The sequence below is a fragment of the Brevundimonas sp. genome (assembly GCF_035561115.1).
GTDB lineage: Bacteria > Pseudomonadota > Alphaproteobacteria > Caulobacterales > Caulobacteraceae > Brevundimonas.
In genome coordinates this window covers 21278-44236 of record NZ_DATMYH010000068.1, presented here as the reverse complement: position 1 = coordinate 44236, position 22959 = coordinate 21278, and the positions used below count along the sequence as shown (strand labels likewise).

Genomic DNA, 22959 nt, shown 5'->3' with positions numbered 1-22959 from the left:
GCCTGACCCACCGTCCGCGTCTCGCTGTCAGGATGACGACATGGACATGACGCGGCCCGGTCGCATCCGCTCGATCGCCATCGTCGGCGGCGGCACGGCCGGCTGGATGTCGGCCGTTCTGCTGGGTCATGCGCTCAGAGGGTCCGATTGCCGGATCACGGTGGTCGAGTCGGCCGATATCGGGATCGTCGGGGTTGGAGAGGCGACCATTCCTCCCATCCTCGACTTCCTCGATCTGGTCGGCATCGATCGCGAGATGTTCGTTCGCGAGACCCGGGCGACGATCAAGCTCGGCATCCGCTTCCAGGACTGGAAGGCGATCGGAGAGCACTACTGGCACCCGTTCGGGTCGTTTGGATGCGTCATCGATCGACGGCCCTTCCACCATCATCTGCAGCGTGCGGCGGAATGGGGCGAGGCGCGCGGCGTGACCGACTTCAGCCTCGGCGCGGCCCTGGCCCAGGCCGGCCGTTTCGTCCCGCCGGATCCCCGCGCCGGCCTGGCCCGGGCCGGCCTGCGCCACGCCCTCCATTTCGACGCCTCCCTGGTCGCCCGCACCCTCAGGACGGTGGCCGGGCGACGCGGGATCGAGAGGCTGGAACGCACCGTCGTCGATGTCGTCCGCACAGCCGACGGTCACGTCGACGAGTTGCTCTTCAGCGAGGGCGAGCCGCTGGCGGCCGATCTGTTCATCGACTGCTCGGGCTTTCGCGGCCTGTTGATCGAGGGCGTCATGGCCGCCGGCTATGAGGACTGGACACATTGGCTGCCGTGCGACCGTGCCGTCGCCGGGCCGACCGCGCTGACCGGCGAAACCCAGCTCTACACCCTGTCGCAGGCGCTCGGCTCCGGCTGGCGGTGGCGTATCCCGCTCCAGCACCGGGTCGGCAACGGCTATGTCTATTCCAGCCGCCACCTTGAGGATCAACCGGCCCTGGATGCGCTGGCCCGGGCGGTCGGTGGCGATTTCTTGGCGGAGCCGCGCCTGCTTCGTTTCACCACCGGGCGGCGTCGCGCCTTCTGGAAAGGCAATGTGGTCGCCCTGGGTCTGGCCTCCGGCTTCCTGGAGCCGCTGGAATCGACCAGCATCCACCTGATGACCAGCGGCCTCTACAAGCTGCTCGACCACTTCCCGGACCGGTCGTTCGACCCGGCCAACATCGCCGCCTACAACGCCGCCCTGATCGAGGAGTATGAGACGATCCGGGATTTCATCCTGGCCCACTACTGCCTCAGCGAGCGGCGCGACACCCCGTTCTGGCGCGATGTGACAAGCCAGCCCCTGCCGGACAGCCTCCGGGCGCGAATCGACCTTTATCGCGCCAGCGGCCGTTGCCCCTTCCGCCAGGGCGACCTCTTCGCCGATGTGAACTGGTACTATGTGCTGCACGGTCTTGGTCTGCGTCCCCGCCGGCCGGACCCGCTGACCGAGCTTTCGGATCCTCGAGCGGTGCGGGACGTGTTCGACCAACTGGCGCGGGACGTTCAGGACGGCGTGGCCGCCGGACGATGACCGGCCGACTTCGCGCCGGCCGTTGCGACCGGTTGTTCGTCGCCGGCCTTGCGGACCGGCTTCCTTCGACCCCCGCCGGCGGGTTGCGTTGACATCGGGACGGTCCCGGGTTCAAGCCGTGACGATGAACACCCGGCCCAAGCTCCGACGCCTGCTGGACCTGCCCGGCGTCGCCGATCTGGAACTGAAGGCGCTGATGAAGCCGCGCCACGCCGATCCCGACGCCCGCGCCGAATTCCCCGACATCGACGCGACCGCCCAGGCCGCCTTCGGCCTGACCGTCGAGGCGGCCGAGGCCGTGGCCCTGCCCGCCGGGTGGGACGGCATCGAGCAGCTGGAAGGCTTCGACCTGATCGACGCCTTCGCGGCCGAGGGCTGGGATGTCGCGGACGACCGGCGCAAGCCCCTGCGCATGCTGACCCATTTCGCCCTGCCGCTGGCCCTGGCCATGCGCGGGGTTGCCGGCGAATTGCCGTTCCAGCCCGAGGACACGACGCCCGAACCCTGGGGCGCCGGCATGGCCGCCGAGGCGAAACGCTTCCGCAAACGCTAGGGTTTGGACGGGATCAGCAGTCCGCGCTGCACCGCCGGCCGCGCCAGCCCGCGCTCAAGCCAGGCCGGAACCTTCTTCAGGTCGTCGAACCCGACCAGATCGCGCGCCTCGTAGAAGCCGATCAGATTGCGCACCCAGCCCAGGGTCGCGACGTCGGCGATCGAATAGTCGTCCATGATCCAGTCCCGGCCCCCAAGCCGGCTTTCCAGCACGCCCAGCAGCCGCTTCGATTCCGCGGCGTAACGCTCCAGCGGACGCTTGTCCTCGTACCCACGCCCCGCGAACTTATGGAAGAAGCCGACCTGTCCGAACATCGGGCCGATCGCCCCCATCTGGAACATGAGCCACTGAATGGTCTGGTATCGGGTCGCCGGATCGGCCGACAGCAGCCGGCCGGTCTTCTCGGCCAGATAGATCAGGATGGCGCCGGACTCGAACAGGGCCAGCGGCCGCCCGCCCGGGCCGTTGGGGTCGATGATGGCGGGGATCTTCCCGTTCGGATTCAGCGACAGGTATTCCGGCGTCCAGCTCTCGTTCTTCCCGATATCGACCAGATGCGCCTCGTACGGCAGGCCGATCTCCTCCAGCATGATCGACACCTTCACCCCGTTGGGCGTGTTCAGGGAATACAGCTGCAGGCGGTCGGGATGAGCGGCGGGCCAGCGCTGCGTGACGGGGAAGACGGAGAGATCGGCCATGGGCGGCTCCTGGACGGGTGACGTCCCGCATGTTGGAAGCGGCGCCTGATACTGCAACACGTTGAGTGGCTGAAAGCGAGACGGGCGGGTCTGGACCGCCGCGCGTGCGCGATGCATTGGAGGCGGATGTCCGATCTGTTCCCCACTCCCTCTCCTGCAGACTGGCGCGTGCTGGCCGAAAAGGCGCTGAAGGATCGCCCGCTGGAAAGCCTGGTGCATCTGGACGCCGATGGTCTGGCGGTTCGGCCCCTGTACGCAGCAGCGACGGGGGTGACGCCGATCTCGGCGCCCCGGCCCTCGGACGCGGCGGGAAGGGCCTGGGACGTGCGCGCGCTGATCGAGGGCGACGACCCGGCCGAGGTCAACGCCGCCGCCTTGGCCGATCTGGAAGGCGGCGCGGCCTCCATCCTGCTGAAGGGCGCGGTGCTGGCGGATTCCGAACCCCTGTCGCGGGCGCTGGACGGCGTGGCGCTGGAGCTGGCCGCGGCCGGCCTCGACGCCGGCCTCGACGGTCCGGAAGCGGCCAACGCCCTGGCCGTGGCGGCCAAGGGTTCGCCGCGCGCGAGGCTGATGTTCCACATGGACCCGCTGTCGGCCTTCGCCGAAGCGGGCGTCGCGCCGCGCGCGATCGAGGAACATCTGACCCTGGCGGCCAATACGGCGGCCCGCCACGCCGGGGCCTATCCCGAGGCCTCCTTCTTCCTCGCGAGCGGACGGGTCGTGCATGAGGCGGGCGGCTCGATCGGCCAGGAGTTGGGATTTGCGGCCGCCAACGGCGTTGCCTTGATCCGGGCGGCGCTCGCGGCGGGCATGTCCGCGGAACAGGCGCTGAAAGGAACCGTGCTCGGCGTCTCGCTCGACCAGGAATATTTCGACGGCCTCGCCAAGGTCCGCGCCCTGCGCCTGATCTGGCGCTCGATCGGCAAGGCGTTCGGGGCCGAAACCCCAGCGGTCATCGAGGCTCGCTCGTCGCGGCGCATGCTATCGGCGCGCGATCCGTGGCCGAACCTGCTGCGGCTGACGGCGGCGGGCTTCGCCGGCGCGGTCGGCGGGGCCGACGCCGTGGTGCTGGACGGCCTCTCGCGCGCCAACGGCCGCTCTGACGCCTTTGCCCGGCGTCAGGCGCGCAACACCCAGGCCGTGCTGATGGAGGAGGCGCATCTGGGTCGTGTCGACGACCCCGCCGCCGGCTCATGGTTCCTCGACGCCCGCACCCGGGATCTGGCCGAGGCCGGCTGGGCCGAGTTCCAGCGCATCGAGGGCGAGGGCGGCCTGATCGTCGCCCTGCGGACGGGGGACGTGCAGGACCGCGTCGCCGCCGCCCGCGCCGAACGCGAGGCGGCCCTTGCGGCGGGCGCCGTACAACTGGTCGGGGTGACCAAATTCGTCGACCCGGATCCGCGTCCCGCGCCGTTCGAGGCCGAGCCGAGGCTGCCCCGCCTGTCTGGCGGCGACGCCTGCGATCCGCTGATCCCGATCCGGTTCGCCGGCCCGTTCGAGACCGAAGCCTGGGAGGCCGCTCGATGAGCGCCCCCGACTTCACCAAGATCCCGCTGGACCTCGGCCCGACCGGAGCCGGCCCGGCGCGCGAGGCGTGGCATACGCCCGAGGGTCTGACGGTCGAAACCGCCTATGGACCCGGCGCCGTCGAGGGCCTCAACTTCATCCATGGCCTGCCCGGCATCGCCCCCTATGTGCGGGGCCCCTATCCGACCATGTATGCGTCCAACCCCTGGACCATTCGCCAGTACGCCGGCTTCTCGACCGCCGAGGCGTCCAACGCCTTCTACCGCCGTAACCTCGCCGCCGGTCAGAAGGGGTTGTCCATCGCCTTCGATCTGGCCACCCACCGGGGCTACGACAGCGATCACCCGCGGGTGAAGGGCGACGTCGGCATGGCCGGCGTGGCCATCGACAGCATCTACGACATGCGGACGCTGTTCGACGGCATCCCGCTGGACCAGATGTCGGTGTCCATGACCATGAACGGCGCCGTCCTGCCGATCCTGGCCCTCTATGTCGTCGCGGCCGAGGAGCAGGGCGTGCCGCACGCGGCCCTGACCGGGACCATCCAGAACGACATCCTCAAGGAGTTCATGGTCCGCAACACCTACATCTATCCGCCCGGACCCTCGATGCGGATCGTCTCGGACATCTTCGCCTGGACCGCGGCCGAGACGCCGAAATTCAACTCCATCTCGATCAGCGGCTATCACATGCAGGAGGCCGGGGCCTCGGCCGATCTGGAGCTGGCCTACACCCTCGCCGACGGCGTCGAATATCTGAAGGCGGGCGTGGCGGCGGGCATGGACGTCGACCGGTTCGCCCCGCGCCTGAGCTTCTTCTGGGCCATCGGCATGAACTATTTCATGGAGGTGGCCAAGCTGCGCGCCGGACGCCTGCTGTGGGCCGAGGCGGTGTCGAAATTCGGCGCCAGGGACCCCCGCTCCCTGTCCCTGCGGGCGCACTGCCAGACCTCGGGCTGGTCGTTGGCGGCGCAGGACGTGTTCAACAATGTGCCCCGCACCATGGTCGAGGCCATGGCCGCGGCCGGCGGCCAGACCCAGAGCCTGCACACCAACGCCCTCGACGAGGCCCTGGCCCTGCCGACCGACTTCTCGGCCCGGATCGCGCGCAACACCCAGCTGCTGCTGCAGATGGAGACGGGCCTGACCCGCGTCGTCGATCCGTGGGGCGGCAGCTTCTACGTCGAACGCCTGACCCATGAACTGGCCGAAAAGGCCCGCGTCCTGATGGCCGAGGTCGAGGCCCTGGGCGGCATGGCCAGGGCCATCGAGGCCGGCGTGCCCAAGATGCGGATCGAGGAGGCCTCGGCCCGCACCCAGGCCCGGATTGACACCGGCCAGCAGACCGTCGTCGGGGTGAACCGTTATCTGTCGGACGCCGTCGACGACATCCCCATGCTCAAGGTCGACAACGCCGCCGTCCTGACCGCCCAGATCGACAAGCTCAAACGCCTGCGTGCCGAACGCGACGAGGCGAAGACCCGGGCCGCGCTCGACGCCCTGACCGAGGGCGCGCGTGGGACCGCCAACCTGCTGGAGCTGTCGGTGCGGGCGGCGCGGGCCTACGGCACCGTCGGCGAGATCTCCGACGCGCTGGAAGCCGCCTTCGGCCGCCACGTCGCGACGGTGAAGACCGTGTCGGGCGTCTACGCGAAGGAAGCCGGCCCTGACCCGAAGATCGCCCGCGCCCGCGACATGGTCGCCGCCTTCGTCGAGAACGACGGCGGCCCGCCGCGCATCCTGATCGCCAAGCTCGGCCAGGACGGCCACGACCGCGGCCAGAAGGTCATCGCTACAGCCTATGGAGACCTCGGCCTCGAGGCTGTCGCCGGCTCCCTGTTCCAGACCCCGACCGAGGCGGCGAAGGAGGCGGTGGAGCGTAACGTCCACGCCGTCGGCGCCTCATCCCTGGCGGCCGGCCACCTGACCCTCGTGCCGGAACTCAAGGCCGAACTGGAAAAGCTCGGCCGCCCGGACATCATGATCGTGGTGGGCGGGGTGATCCCGCCGTCGGATGTCCAGACCCTGATCGACATGGGGGCGGCGGCCGTCTATCCGCCCGGCTCGGTCATCGCCGACACGGCCATCGACCTGATCGAGAAGCTGAACCAGCGCCTCGGCTACGCCCAGAAGCCCTGAGCTTCAGGGACGATGGGCGGCCGGCAGGGCGGCGACCTGTTCCGCCGTCAGCTTGCGGATGACCCGCACGCGGCAGACGGAATTGGGCAGGGTCGAGCCGGGAACGATGATCCGGGCCCAGTCGTCCGTGCAAAGCCGCGAGCCGACCGTCTCGCCCATGTCCGGAATCAGGGCCAGCCGGATCGCGAAATCCAGATCGGCGCAGCCGCCGCCGGCGTTCAGTTCAAAGACCTCGTCGCGGCTCACCCGCAGGAAGACCTGATCCGGGCGGCCCTGGCGGAAATTCCGGACCTGACTGATGACGAAACACTGACGGTGGGACTCGGCGGCCGTCATGCCGGGGCCGGGGCCGGGCGCGGCGGGATCGACCGGGGCGCAGGCTGAAAGGGCGAGGGCGGCGACGGCGCTGGCGGTGAGGACGGCGCGCATGGCGGACTCCGGTGTGATCGTCTGTCCCTTCGACAGCCCGTCAACCGTCCGCCTCGCCGGGCGATTGCGCAAGGCCTCAGGTCTTCAACAATCGTGCGGGATCGACCCGCCCCGCCAGATCGCCCGGCAGGGGCGACGGGGCTCCGAGGGCGAGGGCGGCGACATGCTCGGCCAGCAGGGGCGCGGCGCAGAAGCCGCGCGAGCCCAGCCCGCCGAGAACGAACAGGCCCGGCCGCCCGGGAACCGCTCCGGCCAGCGGCAGGCGATCCGGCGTCGTGGCGCGGACCGCGGCGCGGGCCTGTCCGGACCCGGCTGCCTCGACCCGCGCCGCCGTCGCGGGCAGACGGGCGGCCAGCGCCGCCAGGTTGCGGGCGCTGTCGCCGGGCCGGACCTCGGTGGCGGTCTCGTCCCGGTCATGGGTGGCCCCGAACAACAGGCCGTCTCCGGTCGGAACCGCATAGCCGCCCCATGCGACCGGCGGCAGGGCCACGCCCTCGATCCAGTCGGCCTGGCCGCGCACGGGCGCCAGCGGGGCTTCAGGCCAGAGGCCGGCGACGCCCCAGCCCGCGGCGATCACGAGAAGATCGGTCTCGAGCAAGGTCACGCCGTCGCGGTCGACGAGCCGCCAGCATCCGTCATGGGGTTCGAGACGGGCCACCTCGGCCGTGACGGGATCGGCGCCCTTCAGCCACTGCTCCAGCACCGGCGCGGGCCGCAGCGCCATCGCCCCGCCCATAGACAGGCCGCCGCCGACAGGCTCGCCCAGACGGTCCGACGCAGACGCCGCGTCCAGGATCGCCATCGCGCCCTCCGGCCAGACCGGCTGGACGGCGACCTTGGCGAAACGTCCGGCGTCCCGCGGTTGCTGCTGCAGTTGCAGCACGCCGCCGGCGACGATCGCATCGGGAACGGCGGCATAGAGGGCCCGGGCCCGCTCCAGCGCCTGGGCGAACAGGGCGGCGACGGCTTCGTCGCCGGCATCCAGCCGGGGGGTGACGAGGGCGGCCGGAAATCCCGACGCCCCCACGCCGGGCCGGTCCGCCTCGACCACGGTCGCGCGGATCCCCAGTGCGGCGAAGGCGCGCGCCAGCGCCGCGCCCGCGATCCCCGCGCCGACGATGGCGACCGACGGAGCCGCGCCGGCATCCGCCGCCTCCGGCAGCCAGGCCTCCAGCCGCTCGCGCTTGCGGCCGTGACCGGGGCGTTTCTCGACCGAGAAGCCCCGCTCCGCCAGACCCCGCCGCACGGCCCCCGCCACGGTGAAGGTCGCGAGCCGCGCGCCCGGAGCCGACCGGGCCGCGATCCGGTCCATCACCGCGTCCGACCACATGGCGGGATTGGCCGAGGGGGCGAACCCGTCCAGGAACCAGGCGTCGGCCCGCCCCGTCCATTGCTCCAGGGCCCGGCTCACGTCCCCGATCGCCAGGTCCAGGGTGGCGTTGAATCCCGGCAGATCCAGCCGGTGGAAGCCCGGGGTCGGCTCGGGCCAGGCCGCCAGCAGGGCGGCCGCCGCCTCGGCCAGTTCCGGCCAGGCGGACAGGGCCCGGGCCGCTTCCTCGCGCCGAAGCGGAAATCCCTCGACCGAAAAGATCTGCAGCCGGCCGTCCGGCGGTCCTTCGCGGCGCCACAGATCCAGCAGGGCGGCGATGTTCAGCCCCGTGCCGAACCCCAGTTCGGCCACGGCGAACCGGTCGCGCCCGGACCAGGCCCCGGGCAGGCCGCACCCGGTCAGAAAGACGGCGCGGGTTTCGGCCAGTCCGTCCTGCTGTGAAAAATAGACGTCGTCGAACCGGCCCGAGCGCGGCGCGCCGTCTTCGGTCCAGATCAGGCGGGGCGAGCGGTCTTCGGCCATAACGACGGCCTATAGCCGCCAAGGCTCCGCGCAAGGAAAAAGGGCCGCCCCTGATCCGAAAGCCGGGATCGGGGCGGCTCCTTCGTCTGCGGGCGCGCCTACTGGGCGGGCTGGCTGTTCTGCGGCGGGTTCAGGCGGCGTTCGGTCTCCGTGACCGTGGTGCCGGCGCCGGCCGGAGGCTGGGCGGGCGGGGCCATGGCCCCGTCGGTCACCGTCGATCCGGAGGTCGGGGCCATGGTCTGGCCGCCGGCGGAGCTGGAACCGGAACCGCCGCCGGCGGCGTTCGCGGCGGCGGCGGCGGCGGCGGCGGCGGCGGCTTCGGCGGCCGACCCCTCGGCGCTCATGGCCGCGGTGTCGGCGGCGGCGCCCGAGGCTTCGGCGGCTTCGGTCGAGGCTTCGGTCGCGTCCTCCGCAGGCCGGTTGCAGGCTGACAGGGTGACGGCCGCGGCGGCGGCGATGATCAGGGCGGCGGTTCTCATCTGACAATCCTTGTGGCTGCCGGCGGGGCCCCCGACCATCAGGATGCCGACCGCCAAGCTTGATGCACAACTGAAATCCCGTCGGGCGGCCGATGTTCCCGCGGACGGGCGGACGCAAGAAAAAAGGGCCGCCCGTGAGGGCGACCCTTTCCTTCAACGAGGCCCGAAGGCCTGTGTCGATGTCGCTCTTAGTGAGCGGCTTTTTCTTCAGCAGCCGGGGCGGCCGGGGCCATGGCGGCGTCGGCGGCCGGAGCAGCAGCGGCGTCCGAAGCGGTCGCGGCGGCGGCAGTGGCGTCGGCGGCGGCAGCGTCGGCGGTCGCAGCAGCGTCCGTGGCGGTGTCGGCGGCGGCAGCGGCGTCGGCCGAAGCGTCAGCGGCCTTGTCTTCGGCGGCGGGTTGGCAAGCAGCCAGGGCCAGAGCGGCGGCCGAAGCGGCGATCAGAGCGGTGATGCGCATGGTTTTCTTCCTTCAGAAGGTCACACGAGGTCATGAATCCTCGCAATGCCGGAGATAACGGGATCGTGAGCGGTAGCGCAAGCGAAATTCTCACGCATTCGTGAACCCGTGTAACGCAACCCGCGCCGAAGAGACCCTGCGCCGTCCCGGCCGCCGCCTCCGAGGTCTATTGCGGTGGCGGACTGGTGGCCGGCGAGGTTGTGGGCGGTTCGGTCGGCAGGGTCGGGGGCGTCTGTCCCGGCGGGGTCGTTCCGTCCGATGGCGGCGCAGGAACCGTCGCGCTTCCGTCGACCGGGGCCGGCGTTTCCGTGGCGGGCGCAGGCGTAGTAGCGGCGGCGTCAGCGGCCGTCTCCGGGGCGGCGTCGGCCTTGGGCGCGTCGTCCTGGCCCGAACAGGCCGCGAGGGCCAAGCCTCCGGCGGCGGCCAGAACAGTGATCCTGATGCTCATGCACGATCCTCCGGCGATCGCCCGGCGAGGGATCGCCGGTCCTCACGATCGTCGGAGAGATAACCGGGGGCGGTCCAGGCCGTTCCCGGCTTCGTGACAACGGGTGAGCCGGCGTGACCGGTGCGTGGGTTCGGTCTCAGACGCCGGCAGGCATCGTCCCGGCGGTGATCGCGATACGACCGATCAAACCCTTTACGATCAGGTCCAGCGCCGACCCCTCGCGATAGTCGGCGGCGGCGACGAAATTGACCCGGTCCTCCGAGATCAGGCCATAGATCTTCTTCTGGTCGCGCTCGGAGTTGCGTGGGTCATAGACCGCGATCGAGAAGCCGCCCTTGGTGTGCATCATCTTCATGGTCGGCACGTCGGTGTCCCCGTCGCCGAGGAAGATCATCCGTTCGAACGGCACGGGACGATCGTCGTCGGCCATGAAGCGGTTGATCTGTTCGTGGTCCCAGTGGTTGAGCACGCCCTTGTTGATGCGGAACAGGTACTGGGTCTTGGTGGTGTAGTTCACGCCCACCGCGGGCCAGATGGCGATGCCGTTTTCGTCGTAGACGAATTTCGACGCGAAGACGTGGTGGAACGCGTCGCGGATCGGACAGCCGTCGATCATCTCCTCCAGGCCCGCCGAAATGATGTAGTGCTCGATCTCGAGCCCGTATTTGGCGCCGACCTCGTTGATGCGGTCGAACCAGCCCTTGCCGGTCAGGTCGGACTTCAGGCCGTCGAACAGCTTCACGTCCTGACCGTGCTCGGCCAGAAGCCTGCGCGTGATCGGCGCGTCGTTGTCGCGCGCCTGTTTCAGCATCAGCTGCATGTACATCAGGATGTTGTCGGCGTCGGCGTCGCGCGTCAGCTTGTCCGCAGCCCCCCAGAAGTCGCCGATCCCCATTCCGATCGACGGAATGAAGGTGACCTCCTGCATGTTGCCGCGCGCCAGCGTGCCGTCGAAGTCGTAGATCAGGGCGGTCTTGAGACGTTTGGCCATGGCGAGCTCGGAGCGGGGGTCGGGTGAAGAGTACTGGTGAGCGAGAGGAGAGCCTTGGTCGGAAACTGCGTTCACAAATCCGCTCACGTCCCGCTCACTAGCACTCTTCACCCATCCGCGTGCAATCAGCCGAGCCTGAGCTCCGGCGCGGCCGCCACAACCGCCGCTTCCAGCGGCAGGTGCAGGATGAAGGCGGCGCCCTTGCCGGGCTCGCTCTCGACCTCGGCCCAGCCGCCGTGCAGCTCGACCAGGGCCTTGACCAGGGCCAGGCCGACGCCGGGTCCGCCCCGCTCGCGCCGCACGAAGCGGTCGAAGACGTGGGCCTGCAGGTGATAGGGAATGCCCCGGCCGCTATCCTCGACGCGGATGCGGACCTCGGACGCGTTAGCCTCGGCCTTCAGTGTCACGACGCCGCCGTCCGAAATCGCGCGGACGGCGTTCTCGAGCAGATGCTCCAGGGCCTGGGCGATCCGCTTTTCGTCGCCGCGGATGGCGGGCAGGCCCGTGGTCGCCGCCGCGTTCAGGGTCCCGCCGCGGCCCTCGACGCGCGGACGGAAGCGTTCGACGGCGTCGGCGAACAGATCGCGGATGCGGACATCGCCCAGCGTCAGCTCCATCTCGCCGGCGTCGATCTGGGCCATGTCCAGCACGTCGTCGATCGACCCGGCCAGCTGGCTGGCGGCGACGCGGATGGCTCCGGCGTGCTGGCGGCTGCGCTCGGGCAGATCGGCCTGCATTTCCAGCAGCTCGGAATAGCCGACGATGGTCGTCAGCGGCGTCCGCAATTCATAGGACACGCTGCCGACGAACTCGCGTTTCAGCGCCGTGGATTCCTCAAGCGCCTGCGCCTTGGCGGCCAGGGCCTGCTCCAGTCCGCGCCGGGCGGTGACGTCCGAGAAGGCCACCAGGGTTGCGCCGTCCGGCAGCGGCCGGGTCAGCCACGAGGCGATGCGGCCGTCGGTGGTGCGGCCCTCGCCCGCGATCGGCACCCGGCTTTCGGGATCGGGATCGGCGACCCGCGCCTTCAGCCCCAGCCACAGGGCCGGGTCGGGCATGGTCGACTGGCACAGGGCGGCGACGGCGTCGAAATCCCCCGCCGCGTCCAGCGCCTCGCCGCTGACGCCCCAGAAGTTGTCGAAGGCCTCGTTGTGCAGCCGGATGCGCCCGTCGGAGCCGAACACGGCGACCGCGTCGTTCAGCTTGTCCAGCGTCGCGGTCTGCACCTGGATCTGGGCGTTGAACCGGCTGCGCAGCTTCAGCTCGTCGGTGATGTCCGAGAACAGCAGCAGCACTCCGCCCAGTGGGTGGGGCTGGCGCACGACGCGCAGGGTGCGACCGTCGGGCAGGGACCAGCTGTCGTCCGGCGCCGCCTCCGATGCGCCGTAGAAGTCCAGCTCATTGGCCTTCCAGCCGGCGTAGTCGATGACTTCGGGCAGCAGCCGGCGCTGGCGCAGCTTGTCCAGCAGTTCGGCGTGGGTCGGCCGCTCGTCCAGCCAGGCCGGATCGATGTTGAACAGGGTCTGGAAGGCGGTGTTGTGGAAGGCCAGCCGCTTGGACGGGCCGAAGATGGCCACGGCGTCGGCGAGGTGGTTCAGGGTCTCGTCATGAGCCTCGACGTGGCGGCGCAGGGTGTCGCGCGTCTCTTCCGCCTCGGTCATGTCCAGGGCGAAGGCCAGCACCGCACCGGCTCCGCCCTGCACCGGCTCGGCCACGATGCGCCACGCCCGGCGGCGGCCGCCGCCGGTGGTCCAGCGGAAGCCGTCCTGGGGCTGACGGGTGCGACCCGCCTCGGCCACGATGGCGTCGGCCCCGCGGTCGAAGCTCAGCTTCCGTTCGCGCGCCGCCTCCACGCTTTCGGCCTTCATCTCGGTCAGCCAGGCCTTGTTGGCCCAGGCCAGCCGCCCGGCCGCGTCGGTGATCCATGTCGGGGCCGGGTAGGAATCAGCCAGCAGACCCAGACCGCTTTCGGTCGCCGTGCCGACCAGTCCCAGACGCGAGACCTTCAGCCAGGCCGCGCCCGCCGCCGACCGGCCCTCGACCGACCAGGCTCCGGCCGCACCCTCCAGCACGGCGTCGAACGCCTCACCCTGGTCGATCAGGGCGTCCAGCCGCGGCCCCGCCGCCTCGCGCACGGCGTCCAGCACGACCAGCGCGGGATCGCCCGGCTCCTCGCCGTCCGCCGCCAGATCGCGGACCACGGTCTCCCAGGCCGCCGCCGCGCCCAGCCGCCGCGTCCGCCCGTCGGGCGCGAGCGCCAGCCTTATGTCTTCAAAAGCCGCAAGGGCGCCGTCGCAATCGGCCAGATCGGCGCGGGCGAGGGCCAGTTCGGACTCGACCAGGCGGTGGCGGATCGCCAGGCGGCGGCGCAGCCGCGCCGCCCAGGCGCTGAGCGCGAGAGCCAGTCCCGCGGCGCCCGCGGTCGCGACATAGGCGATGTCGGCCTCGGCCATTCCCGTCCCTGCTTCGGAGCCCCACGCCCCCGGGCCTCAAGCCGCGCAATGCGCGTCGGGCCCGACCAGAATCTGATTCGGTAACCATAACCCGCGTCGCCGGATTTGCGAGCGGGCGTCGAACGCCCGATATGGGCCCGATGACCGACTGGACCGATCAGACCGCCCCCTCGCTCGACGACTTCGCCCGGCTGGCGCGTCAGGCCTTCGACGCCCTGCCCGATCCGTTCCGGTCGCTGGCCGGCGACGTGGTCATCCGCGTCGACGACTTCGCCGACGAGGAGACTCTGGCCCTGATGGAGATGGAGGACCCGTTCGAACTGACCGGCCTCTACCACGGTGTCGACATCGGCCTGCGCGACCAGATGGGCCCGGCCGCCGAGGCCAGCCGCATCTTCCTCTACCGCCGCCCGATCCTCGACGAATGGTGCGAGCGCGGCGACGTCGGCCTGTCCGAGATCATCGCCCACGTCCTGATACACGAGATCGGCCACCATTTCGGCCTCGACGACGACCAGATCCACCACATCGAGGATGCGGACGATTGATCTGTCCTCTCCAATCGCCTCCGCGAATGGAGAGGTGATCCCCGCCTTAAATCCTTCCCGATCTGTGGTATAAGCTTCGCCTCCCCTTTCCTGCAGGACTGACCCTTGAGCCTCACGCTCGACCTTTCGCGCACGTCCGCCGCCAGGCCGGCGGCTCCCGTCAACCTCTCGGGGCTGACGCGCGCAGGCCTGCGTCAGGCCCTGATCGACGCCGACATCTGTCCACCCGAGAAGGCGAGGATGCGCGCCAGTCAGGTCTGGAGCTGGATCCACCACTACGGCGTCACCGACTTCGCCGCGATGAGCAACATCGGCAAGGATGTCCAGGCCAAGCTGGCCGAGGTCTTCACCCTCGCCCGCCCCGAGATCGTCGAGCGCCAGGTGTCGAAGGACGGCACCCGCAAATGGCTGATCCGCACGGCCCCGGGCATCGAGATCGAGACCGTCTACATCCCCGACGTCGGCCGCGCCGGCGCCCTGTGCGTCTCGTCCCAGGTCGGCTGCACCCTGAACTGCACCTTCTGCCACACCGGCACCCAGAAGCTGGTCCGGAACCTGACCGCCGCCGAGATCGTGGCCCAGGTCCAGGTCGCCCGCGACGACCTGAACGAATGGCCGTCGCCCAAGGAAGACCGCCGCCTGTCCAACATCGTCTTCATGGGCATGGGCGAGCCGCTGTATAATCTCGACCACGTCGCCGACGCGATCGACATCATCTCGGACAACGAGGGCATCGCCCTGTCCCGCCGCCGCATCACCGTCTCGACCTCGGGCGTCACGCCCCAGCTCGACGCCTTGGGCAACCGCACCCAGGCCATGCTGGCGATCAGCCTTCACGCCACCAACGACGCCCTGCGCGACGTGCTGGTGCCGCTGAACAGGAAGTACAATCTCGAACAGCTGATGGCTGGCATCCGCGCCTATCCGGGCCTCTCCAACGCCCGCCGCGTGACGTTCGAATATGTGATGCTGAAAGGCGTCAACGACAGCCCCGACGAAGCCCGCGCCCTGCTGAAGCTGATCGAGGGCATCCCGGCCAAGGTCAATCTGATCCCGTTCAACCCGTGGCCGGGCACGGACTACGAATGCTCGGACTGGAAGACGATCGAGCGGTTCGCGGCCATCCTCAACAAGGCCGGCTACGCCTCGCCCATCCGCACCCCGCGCGGCCGGGACATCCTAGCCGCCTGCGGCCAGCTGAAGTCCGAGAGCGAGAAGGTCAGGGCCTCGGTCCTGCGCAAGGCCGAACAGGCGTCGAGCGAGGCCGCCTAACCTCCGGTTACATCACGACAAGATTCGTGATCGGGTGTGGCGCTGTCGCGCTTGCGGATTGGGGCGAAAACCGGGCAATCGTCTGGGACCTTCTGACCTCCGGATCAACATGGACTCCTCGTCCCTTTCCAACGTGCTCGAAAGCGCCGAGGTCCAGGCCTTCGCGACCGGCTTCCCCACCACCATGGCGCACCTGGGCGTGACCCTCGTCCTGATGGTCGGCGGCGCGGTCATCTACGCCCTGTTCACGCCGTGGAAGGAGATAACCCTGATCCGTCAGGGCAACGCCGCCGCCGCCGTGGCCTTCTCGGGCGTGCTGGTCGGCCTCGCCATTCCGCTGGCGGTCAGTCTCAGCGTCTCGACCTCGATCAAGGACATCGCCCTGTGGGGCATCGCCACCGTGGTCATCCAGCTCCTGTCGTTCCGCCTTGTCGACATGATCCTGACCGGCCTGCCCCAGCGCATCCGCGAGGGCGAGGTCGCCGCCGCCGTCCTGCTGGTCGGGGCCAAGCTGTCGACCGCCCTGATCCTGGCGGCGGCCTTGACGGGCTGACGCCATGGCCTTCCCGCGTCCGCCTGACTGGCTGATCTATTCGGCGGTTCTCGGCGCACTCCTGTTCCTGTCGCTGCAACGGCGGGAGAATGCGGACGCGCCGCCCGCGCCGCCGCCGCCTGACGAGATCGAGGGCGCCCTGCTGGGTCCGGTCACGCCCTTCGATCCGGCCGTCACCGTCCACGCCCCTGACATTCCCTTCCAGCCGGCGTCGGGTACGGCCTTCTCCATTTCCCGCGACGGCCGTTGGGTCACGGCGCGCCATGTGGTCGAGGGCTGCCGCCGACCCGCCATCCTCGTGGGCGGAGGCCGCGCCGTCGCGGCCGACGTACGCCTCGCCCCGCGCGCCGACATCGCCGTGCTGCTGACCCAGGGCGGCGCCGACGCCGTGCCGGTCTCGAGCGTGCAAGGATTGCGCGCCGGCCAGCGCGCCTTCCATCCCGGCTTTCCCCAAGCCCGGGCGGGCGAGGTGACCTCGCGCCTGCTCGGCCGCGAAACCCTGAAGGTGCGCGGCCGCGGCCAGCGGGACGAGCCGATCCTCGCCTGGGCCGAGGTCGGCCGCACCGAGGGACTGGGCGGCACGCTCGCGGGCCTGTCGGGGGCGCCGGTGCTCGACCGTCAGGGCCGCGCCATCGGCGTCACCATCGCCGAAAGCCCGCGACGGGGCCGGATCTACACCACCTCGCCCGACACCTTCGGCCCCGCCATCCGCGGCGTTCAGGCGGCCGACGAACCCCTGACCGGCCGCACCGTCACCGTCGACAACTACGGCCTCGTGGCGGACGACCTGCGCCGCGAACTGCGCGTGGCCCAGGTGGTCTGTCTGTCCGCCTGACTACTGCAGGGCGGCGCTGTCGAGGTTCAGGCCCGACAGCGGGATGACCTCGACGTTCGGGTGTCTGGCGCGCAGGGCGTCGAGGAATTTCGACGCGTCTCCGACGATGACCACGCTGGACCGGTCGACGGGAATGTTGCGCGCGAAGGCGGCCTGAACATCGGCGGCGTCGACGCCTTCGACATTGCTTACATAGGCGGCCAGATCGCTCATCGGCAGGTCGTAGAGGGCCAGGTCGGCGACCAGGCCGCCCAGTCCGTCCACCGTCTCCAGCGAGTCGCTGAAGGCGCCGGTCAGGATGGCGCGGCGGGTGGTGATCTCCTGCTCCGTCGGCGCCGCGCCGCCGAGGCGGGCGACCTCGGCGAGAATCAGGTCGGCGACTTCGGGGGCGGCGTCGTTGCGGGTCTGGGCCGAGGCGACGAAGGCCCCCGCATCCCGCCGGACTCCCAGCGACGACCGCGTGCCATAGCTGAGGCCGCGCTTGATGCGGATCTCCTGGTTGAGGCGCGAGGTGAAGCTGCCGCCCAGCAGGGTGTTGCCCAAGGTCAGCGGGAAATAGTCCGGCGTGGCGCGGGGCACGCTGCGCATGGCCACCGCCACCGCCGCCTGTCCGGCGCCGGGCTGGTCGATGACGATGACGCGCGGCGCCACGGTCTGGCCGGCCGGCGATGCGGTCGCCGAGGCGCCCGTTCCCGCCGGAGTCCAGTCGCCGAACGCCGACAGGGCGAGGGCGCGGGCCTGCTCGGGCGTGATGTCGCCCGAGAACACCAGGGTGGCGGCCTCCGGACGATAACGGGCCGCGTGGAAGGCGACGACGTCGTCGCGCGTGATCGCCGGCAGCGAGGTCACCGTGCCGACGCCCGGCGAGCCGTACGGCGCATTGCCGTAGACGACGCGGCCGACCGCCTGGTTCAGCACCTGGCCGGGCGTGCTCAGCGCCACCTTCAGATTGTCGAGGGTCTGGGTCCGCTGGCGGTCCAGTTCCTCCTCGGCGAAGGCCGGATTACGCACCAGATCGGCCATCAGTGCGACCGCCTGCGGGAAGACGTTGGCCGGGGCGTTGGCGAAGACGTTGGTGAAGTCGGGACCGGCCCCGGCGCCGACATTGGCGCCAAGCTGTTCGATCTCGGTGGCGATCTGCGGGGCCGTGCGCGTGGTTGTGCCCTGGGTCAGCAGACCGGCGGTCAGGCTGGCCGCGCCGGCCTTGCCCGCGGCCTCGTCGGCCGAGCCGGCGTCGAAGCTGAGGCGGGCCGAGACCAGCGGCAGGCCGCTCTTGGGCGCCACCAGCACCCGCAGGCCGTTGTCGAGGCGGAAGTCGGCGATGGCCGGTGTCGCCGGCGACACCGCTGCGCCCGGCTCGGGCATGCGGGCGCGCCCGGCTTCGGGCAGCAGGGTGAAGATCTCGCCGACGGGCGCGAGGTCGGCGATCCGCACCGGGGCGTCGACGGCGGTATTCTGCTCTGTCACCGGATGGGTGTCGTCGGCGGCGAGGTATCGGATGGTCGCCGCGCGTTGCGGCGTCAGATAGCGCCGGGCCACGCGCTGGACGTCGGCGGCGGTCACGGCCTGGATCTCGGCGATCTCCCGGTCGGCGACCGAGGCGTCGCCGTTGGTCGCGATCAGGGCCGAACCCAGCACATTGGCGCGGTCGTCGATGGTCTCGCGCTGGCGCAGGGCGTTGGCGACCAGTTCGTTCCTGGCCTCGGCCAGTTCGGCGTCGGTCACCGGTTCATCGCGGAATCTGGCGATCTCGGCGTTCAGGGCGGCGATCCCTTCGTCCGCCGTATGGCCGTCGGCCATGATGGCGTAGGCGGTCAGGTGGCCGGCCTGCTGTTTCATGTCGGGAGAGGAGCCGATCTGGGCGGCGATCTCCTGCTCATAGACCAGCGACCGGTACAGGCGCGAGCTCTCGCCCGTGGACAGGATGCCGTCCAGCACCGTCAGGGCCGCGCGGTCCGGGTCCGCGTATTTCACCGTCGGCCAGGCCAGCATCACGGCGGGCAGCGGCACGTTGGGCGCATGGAAGGTCACGTCGCGCGGCCCGGTCGGTTCCGGCTCGATGACGGAGTTGGCGGGCAGGGGGCGCTCGGGATTGGCGATCGGCGCGAAATACCGGTCGATCCAGGCGTCCAGCTGCGTCTGGTCGAAATTCCCCGCCACGATCAGATAGGCGTTGTCGGGCCGGTAGTAGGTGGCGTGGAACCGCCGCACGTCCTCCAGCGTCGCCGCGTCCAGATCCTCGATCGAGCCGATGGTCGAGCGGCGATAGGGACTTTCCTGATAGACGGTGGCCGGTTCGAACAGGCCGAACAGGCGGCCGTACGGGCTGGCCAGAATCCCCTGCCGGTATTCCTCCTGCACCACGGCGCGCTCGGACCTGAACACGTCGTCGCCGACGACCAGCGAACTCATCCGGTCGGCCTCGGCGAACAGCAGGCGCTGCAGATGATTGGCCGGAATCGTCTCGTGATAGGCCGTCACGTCGTCCGAAGTGAAGGCGTTGTTGTTGCCGCCGACGTCCTCGGTCAGGCGGTCGAAGGTCTCGTCGGGGAAATTCTTCGTCGCCTTGAACATCAGGTGTTCGAACAGGTGGGCGAAACCCGAGCGCCCGGCGGGATCGTCCTTGGACCCGACCTTGTACCAGACCTGCACCGTGACATTGGCCGTCGACGCGTCGCGCGCGGTGTAGACCTTCAGCCCGTTCGGCAGGGTCCGCTCGACGAAGCCCAGCGGCGGCACGGCGACGGCGGCAGGTGCGGTCTGCGCAATGGCCGGCGCGGCGACCGGCAAGCCGAACAACAGGGCCGAGGCGGCGGCGGTCAGGATCAGGCGGGACTTCATGGACGCGGGCTCCGAACGCCCGATGCACGCGGGCGCGCGGAACCTATCAGCGCGGACGGCCGGCGCACCTTACGGTGTCGTAATGAACCCGCTGGTCAGTCCAGCGTCAGCGCCTCGGCCAGCAACCGGGCCTCGGCCGCCCGGCTCGAGCCTGTGCGCCACGCCACCACGATCTCGCGGCGCGGAGCCCTGGCGGCGATGGGGCGGACCACCACTCCGGGCATGTCGGCCAGACCGGCGCGCACCGCCATCTCGGGCAGGAAGCTGACCCCCAGTCCCGCCGAGACCATCTGCACCAGCGTATGCAGCGACGTAGCGGCGAACACGTCGTCGCCCTTGGGCGGATCGATGTCGAAGGCCGCCAGCGCCTGGTCGCGCAGGCAGTGGCCGTCCTCCAGCAGGATCAGGTCCTCGGCCTTCAGCGAGCCGGCGGGGATGGGGCCGGTGCCGGCGAGGGCGTGGCCGGCGGGGGCGGCGGCGAGGATTTCGTCATCGCCGATGCGGGCGTGGTCCACGCCGCTGGCGCTGTAGGGCAGGGCGATCACGGCGGCGTCCAGCTGGCCGGCCTTCAACCCCGCGATCAGCCGCGGCGTCAGGTCCTCGCGAATGAACAGCCGCAAGGCCGGGTAGGCCAGCTTGATCCCCGGCAGTTTGGTCGGCAGCAGAAAGGGGGCGACCGTCGGGATGACGCCCAGCCGGAACCGGCCTGACAGCGGCTTGCCGGCGTTCTTCGCCGCCTCGACCAGATCCTCGGTGCGGGCCAGAACGTCCTCGGCCCTGCGCACGGCCTCGGCTCCGACGGCGGTCAGCTGGACGTTGCCGCGCGTGCGTTCGACCACCGGCGCGCCGAGGATCTTCTCCAGCTCCTGCACCCCCGCCGACAGGGCCGGCTGGCTGACGTGCGCCGCCTCCGCCGCGCGGCTGAACGAGGCGTGCTCGGCCAGGAGTTTGAGGTACTGGAGCTGTCGAAGGGTGGGGAGCATGCGAGCGACATAGGCGGTCGCTATGCCGAAAGCCATGGCCATCCACTTGTCCTATGCGCATCCCTTCGCGACCCGAAGGCCGCGAAGGGGAGTCGCGCCTATGCCGCCGCCGCGCCGAACTCTTCGTTCAGGGTCACGTCAAACCGGTCGGCGTTCATGACCTTGACCCAGGCGGCCGCGAAGTCGCGCACGAACTTCTGGCCCGCGTCCGCCGAGGCGTAGACCTCGGACAGCGCCCGCAGTTGCGAGTTGGAGCCGAACACCAGATCGGTGCGCGTCGCCGTCCACCGCGCCTCGCCGCTGATGCGGTCCGAGCCCACGAAGGTTTCGTCGCCGCTGTCGTCGACCTGTTTCCACCCCGTCCGCATGTCCAGCAGATTGACGAAGAAGTCGTTGGTCAGCTGCCCCGGACGATCGGTGAAGACGCCGTGCTTCGAGCCGCCGTGGTTGGCTCCCAGCACCCGCAGGCCGCCGACCAGCACCGTCATCTCCGGCGCCGTCAGACCCAGCAACTGGGCCCGGTCGACCAGCAGCTCCTCGGTCGGCACGTTGAAGCGGACCTGCAGATAGTTGCGGAAGCCGTCCGCCCTGGGCTCCAGCACGGCGAAGCCCTCGACGTCGGTCTGGTCCTGGCTGGCGTCGGTGCGTCCGGGCGTGAACGGAACCTCGACCGGATGGCCGCCGGCCTTCGCCGCCTGTTCGATCCCGACGCCGCCGCCCAGGACGATCAGGTCGGCGATCGAGACGTTCAGGCCCGAGTCCGCCCTGATCTTTTCATAGGTCTGCAGAACCTTCGACAGCTTGCCCGGCTCGTTGACGTCCCAGCTGCGCGGCGGCTCCAGCCGCAGGCGGCCGCCGTTGGCCCCGCCGCGATGGTCCGAGCCGCGATAGGTCGCCGCCGCCGCCCAGGCCGTCGTCACCAGCTCGGCCACGGACAGGCCCGACGCCGCGATCCGCTCTTTCAGCGCCCGGATGTCGGCGTCGCCGATCAACGGCCCCGTGTGCTTCGGGATCGGATCCTGCCAGGTCAAATCCTCGGAGGGCACCTCGGGTCCGAGGTAGCGGACCTTGGGGCCCATGTCGCGGTGGCACAGTTTGAACCAGGCGCGGGCGAAGGCGTCGGCGAAATGGGCCGGGTCGGCCCGGAACTTCTCCATGATCCTGCGGTATTCCGGGTCGAATTTGAACGCCATGTCGGCGGTGGTCATCATCGTCGGGACCTTCTTGCCCGGCGTATGGGCGGCGGGGGCGAGGGTCTCGGGCGGATTGCCGACCGGCTGCCACTGTTTGGCGCCGGCGGGGCTGCGGACCAGCTCATAGTCGTGGTCCAGCAGCATGTTGAAATAGTCCATGTCCCAGGTGATCGGCGTGGGGGTCCAGGCCCCTTCGATGCCCGAGGTGATGGTGTGGTCGCCCATGCCGCTCTCGTGGCCGGAGATCCAGCCGAGACCCTGCTGGGCGATGTCCGCCCCCTCGGGACTGACCCCGACCAGCTTGGCGTCGCCCGCGCCGTGGGCCTTGCCGAAGGTATGGCCGCCCGCCGTCAGCGCCGCGGTCTCCTCGTCGTTCATCCCCATGCGGGCGAAGGTCTCGCGGATGTCGCGGGCCGACTGCAGGGCGTCCGGCACGCCGCCGGGGCCCTCGGGGTTCACATAGATCAGCCCCATCTGGATCGCCGCCAGCGGGCTCTCCAGCGCCATCTCCTTGTCCGGCTGGATGCGGGTCTCATTGCCCTCCTCGCCGACCCAGTGTTCCTCGGTGCCCCAGTAGACGTCCTTCTCGGGCTCCCAGACGTCGGCGCGGCCGCCGCCGAAGCCGAACACCGGCCCGCCCATCGACTCGATGGCGACGTTTCCGGCCAGGATCATCAGATCGGCCCACGACAGGCTGGCCCCGTATTTCTGCTTGATCGGCCACAGCAGACGCCGCGCCTTGTCGAGGTTGCCATTGTCCGGCCAGCTGTTCAGCGGGGCGAACCGCTGCTGACCGGATCCCGCGCCGCCGCGCCCGTCGCCGGTGCGATAGGTCCCGGCCGAGTGCCAGGCCATGCGGATGAAGAACGGGCCGTAGTGACCGTAGTCCGCCGGCCACCAGGGCTGGCTGTCGGTCATCAGGGCGGTCAGGTCGCGCTTCACCGCCGCATAGTCCAGCGACTTGAAGGCCCTGGCGTAGTTGAAGCCGTCGCCCATCGGGTCGCCGGTGCGGCCCTGCTGGTGCAGGATGTCGACGGCGATCTGATTCGGCCACCAGTCACGGTTGGTGCGCCCGAGCAGGGACCGCAGCGCGGCCGGCTCCTTCTTCGGATCGTTCAGGGGCGTGGGTCCGCCAGCGTTTCCGTCCATGGTTTCCTCCTGCGTCAAGCGCGATCGGGAGGGAGCCTGGACCTGTGGCGGC

The 22959-nt window shown here is 70.3% G+C and carries 19 protein-coding genes; 8 read left to right on the top strand and 11 right to left on the bottom strand.

Annotation, left to right across the window (positions count from 1 at the left end; translation table 11 throughout):
- Positions 1 to 40: 40 nt before the first annotated feature.
- Positions 41 to 1513, top strand: coding sequence for a tryptophan halogenase family protein (locus VN378_RS09040; RefSeq protein WP_325743049.1), 1473 nt, complete (start codon positions 41 to 43; stop codon positions 1511 to 1513).
- A gap of 124 nt (positions 1514 to 1637) precedes the next feature.
- Positions 1638 to 2066, top strand: coding sequence for a hypothetical protein (locus tag VN378_RS09035; RefSeq protein WP_325743095.1), 429 nt, complete (start codon positions 1638 to 1640; stop codon positions 2064 to 2066).
- Here VN378_RS09035 and VN378_RS09030 read toward each other — a convergent pair.
- A complete protein-coding gene (locus tag VN378_RS09030; RefSeq protein WP_325743048.1) occupies positions 2063 to 2764 on the bottom strand; it encodes a glutathione S-transferase N-terminal domain-containing protein in 702 nt (233 codons plus the stop codon). The two genes, VN378_RS09035 and VN378_RS09030, sit on opposite strands and share 4 nt — an antisense overlap.
- 126 nt (positions 2765 to 2890) lie before the next feature.
- Between VN378_RS09030 and VN378_RS09025 the strand changes: the two genes are divergently transcribed.
- Both VN378_RS09025 and scpA read left to right on the top strand, forming a co-directional pair.
- On the top strand, positions 2891 to 4291 hold the full coding sequence (locus tag VN378_RS09025) for a methylmalonyl-CoA mutase family protein (RefSeq protein ID WP_325743046.1): 1401 nt from the start codon (positions 2891 to 2893) through the stop codon (positions 4289 to 4291).
- Complete coding sequence (gene scpA / locus VN378_RS09020; protein ID WP_325743044.1) at positions 4288 to 6429, top strand: methylmalonyl-CoA mutase; 2142 nt, start codon at positions 4288 to 4290, stop codon at positions 6427 to 6429. Before VN378_RS09025 ends, scpA begins: the two co-directional genes overlap by 4 nt.
- A gap of 3 nt (positions 6430 to 6432) precedes the next feature.
- Here scpA and VN378_RS09015 read toward each other — a convergent pair whose 3' ends face one another.
- The 7 genes from VN378_RS09015 to VN378_RS08985 form a co-directional block, all read right to left on the bottom strand.
- On the bottom strand, positions 6433 to 6858 hold the full coding sequence (locus tag VN378_RS09015) for a DUF6491 family protein (protein WP_325743041.1): 426 nt from the start codon (positions 6856 to 6858) through the stop codon (positions 6433 to 6435).
- A gap of 76 nt (positions 6859 to 6934) precedes the next feature.
- Complete coding sequence (mnmD, locus tag VN378_RS09010; protein ID WP_325743038.1) at positions 6935 to 8710, bottom strand: tRNA (5-methylaminomethyl-2-thiouridine)(34)-methyltransferase MnmD; 1776 nt, start codon at positions 8708 to 8710, stop codon at positions 6935 to 6937.
- Between the two features lie 98 nt (positions 8711 to 8808).
- Positions 8809 to 9189, bottom strand: a complete 381-nt coding sequence (locus VN378_RS09005; protein ID WP_325743036.1) for a hypothetical protein — start codon at positions 9187 to 9189, stop codon at positions 8809 to 8811.
- Between the two features lie 188 nt (positions 9190 to 9377).
- The gene (locus VN378_RS09000; RefSeq protein ID WP_055826850.1) at positions 9378 to 9644 is read right to left on the bottom strand and encodes a hypothetical protein; all 267 of its coding nucleotides are present in this window, start codon (positions 9642 to 9644) and stop codon (positions 9378 to 9380) included.
- Between the two features lie 166 nt (positions 9645 to 9810).
- The gene (locus tag VN378_RS08995) at positions 9811 to 10092 is read right to left on the bottom strand and encodes a hypothetical protein (protein ID WP_325743033.1); all 282 of its coding nucleotides are present in this window, start codon (positions 10090 to 10092) and stop codon (positions 9811 to 9813) included.
- Between the two features lie 136 nt (positions 10093 to 10228).
- Positions 10229 to 11083: an HAD family hydrolase gene (locus VN378_RS08990; RefSeq protein WP_325743031.1), complete on the bottom strand. Its 855-nt coding sequence runs from the start codon at positions 11081 to 11083 to the stop codon at positions 10229 to 10231.
- A gap of 125 nt (positions 11084 to 11208) precedes the next feature.
- Positions 11209 to 13533, bottom strand: coding sequence for a PAS domain-containing sensor histidine kinase (locus tag VN378_RS08985; protein ID WP_325743029.1), 2325 nt, complete (start codon positions 13531 to 13533; stop codon positions 11209 to 11211).
- A 140-nt stretch (positions 13534 to 13673) separates the two neighbouring features.
- Between VN378_RS08985 and VN378_RS08980 the strand changes: the two genes are divergently transcribed.
- The 4 genes from VN378_RS08980 to VN378_RS08965 all read left to right on the top strand — a co-directional run bounded on the left by VN378_RS08980 (position 13674) and on the right by VN378_RS08965 (position 16741).
- Positions 13674 to 14081, top strand: coding sequence for a metallopeptidase family protein (locus tag VN378_RS08980; RefSeq protein ID WP_325743027.1), 408 nt, complete (start codon positions 13674 to 13676; stop codon positions 14079 to 14081).
- Positions 14082 to 14186: 105 nt separating this feature from the next.
- Positions 14187 to 15353, top strand: a complete 1167-nt coding sequence (gene rlmN / locus VN378_RS08975) for a 23S rRNA (adenine(2503)-C(2))-methyltransferase RlmN (RefSeq protein WP_325743025.1) — start codon at positions 14187 to 14189, stop codon at positions 15351 to 15353.
- Between the two features lie 109 nt (positions 15354 to 15462).
- Entirely contained in the window at positions 15463 to 15906 is a 444-nt protein-coding gene (locus tag VN378_RS08970) for a DUF350 domain-containing protein (protein ID WP_325743023.1), read from the top strand.
- A 4-nt stretch (positions 15907 to 15910) separates the two neighbouring features.
- Positions 15911 to 16741, top strand: a complete 831-nt coding sequence (locus VN378_RS08965; RefSeq protein WP_325743021.1) for a serine protease — start codon at positions 15911 to 15913, stop codon at positions 16739 to 16741.
- On the opposite strand, the gene VN378_RS08960 is transcribed toward VN378_RS08965, so the two are convergent.
- The 3 genes from VN378_RS08960 to katG all read right to left on the bottom strand — a co-directional run bounded on the left by VN378_RS08960 (position 16742) and on the right by katG (position 22907).
- The gene (locus tag VN378_RS08960; protein ID WP_325743019.1) at positions 16742 to 19582 is read right to left on the bottom strand and encodes a pitrilysin family protein; all 2841 of its coding nucleotides are present in this window, start codon (positions 19580 to 19582) and stop codon (positions 16742 to 16744) included.
- A gap of 95 nt (positions 19583 to 19677) precedes the next feature.
- Positions 19678 to 20565, bottom strand: a complete 888-nt coding sequence (locus tag VN378_RS08955; RefSeq protein ID WP_325743093.1) for a hydrogen peroxide-inducible genes activator — start codon at positions 20563 to 20565, stop codon at positions 19678 to 19680.
- Between the two features lie 98 nt (positions 20566 to 20663).
- Positions 20664 to 22907, bottom strand: coding sequence for a catalase/peroxidase HPI (katG, locus tag VN378_RS08950; RefSeq protein ID WP_325743018.1), 2244 nt, complete (start codon positions 22905 to 22907; stop codon positions 20664 to 20666).
- Positions 22908 to 22959 lie beyond the last annotated feature (52 nt).

Coding starts and splice junctions, on each gene's coding strand:
- VN378_RS09005 (WP_325743036.1), bottom strand. CDS start 9,189: ATGAGAACCGCCGCCCTGATCATCGCCGCCGCCGCGGCCGTCACCCTG.
- VN378_RS08960 (WP_325743019.1), bottom strand. CDS start 19,582: ATGAAGTCCCGCCTGATCCTGACCGCCGCCGCCTCGGCCCTGTTGTTC.
- VN378_RS09015 (WP_325743041.1), bottom strand. CDS start 6,858: ATGCGCGCCGTCCTCACCGCCAGCGCCGTCGCCGCCCTCGCCCTTTCA.
- mnmD (WP_325743038.1), bottom strand. CDS start 8,710: ATGGCCGAAGACCGCTCGCCCCGCCTGATCTGGACCGAAGACGGCGCG.
- VN378_RS08955 (WP_325743093.1), bottom strand. CDS start 20,565: ATGCTCCCCACCCTTCGACAGCTCCAGTACCTCAAACTCCTGGCCGAG.
- VN378_RS08980 (WP_325743027.1), top strand. CDS start 13,674: ATGACCGACTGGACCGATCAGACCGCCCCCTCGCTCGACGACTTCGCC.
- VN378_RS09000 (WP_055826850.1), bottom strand. CDS start 9,644: ATGCGCATCACCGCTCTGATCGCCGCTTCGGCCGCCGCTCTGGCCCTG.
- VN378_RS08985 (WP_325743029.1), bottom strand. CDS start 13,533: ATGGCCGAGGCCGACATCGCCTATGTCGCGACCGCGGGCGCCGCGGGA.
- VN378_RS08970 (WP_325743023.1), top strand. CDS start 15,463: ATGGACTCCTCGTCCCTTTCCAACGTGCTCGAAAGCGCCGAGGTCCAG.
- katG (WP_325743018.1), bottom strand. CDS start 22,907: ATGGACGGAAACGCTGGCGGACCCACGCCCCTGAACGATCCGAAGAAG.
- VN378_RS09025 (WP_325743046.1), top strand. CDS start 2,891: ATGTCCGATCTGTTCCCCACTCCCTCTCCTGCAGACTGGCGCGTGCTG.
- scpA (WP_325743044.1), top strand. CDS start 4,288: ATGAGCGCCCCCGACTTCACCAAGATCCCGCTGGACCTCGGCCCGACC.
- VN378_RS09040 (WP_325743049.1), top strand. CDS start 41: ATGGACATGACGCGGCCCGGTCGCATCCGCTCGATCGCCATCGTCGGC.
- VN378_RS08995 (WP_325743033.1), bottom strand. CDS start 10,092: ATGAGCATCAGGATCACTGTTCTGGCCGCCGCCGGAGGCTTGGCCCTC.
- VN378_RS09030 (WP_325743048.1), bottom strand. CDS start 2,764: ATGGCCGATCTCTCCGTCTTCCCCGTCACGCAGCGCTGGCCCGCCGCT.
- VN378_RS09035 (WP_325743095.1), top strand. CDS start 1,638: ATGAACACCCGGCCCAAGCTCCGACGCCTGCTGGACCTGCCCGGCGTC.
- VN378_RS08965 (WP_325743021.1), top strand. CDS start 15,911: ATGGCCTTCCCGCGTCCGCCTGACTGGCTGATCTATTCGGCGGTTCTC.
- VN378_RS08990 (WP_325743031.1), bottom strand. CDS start 11,083: ATGGCCAAACGTCTCAAGACCGCCCTGATCTACGACTTCGACGGCACG.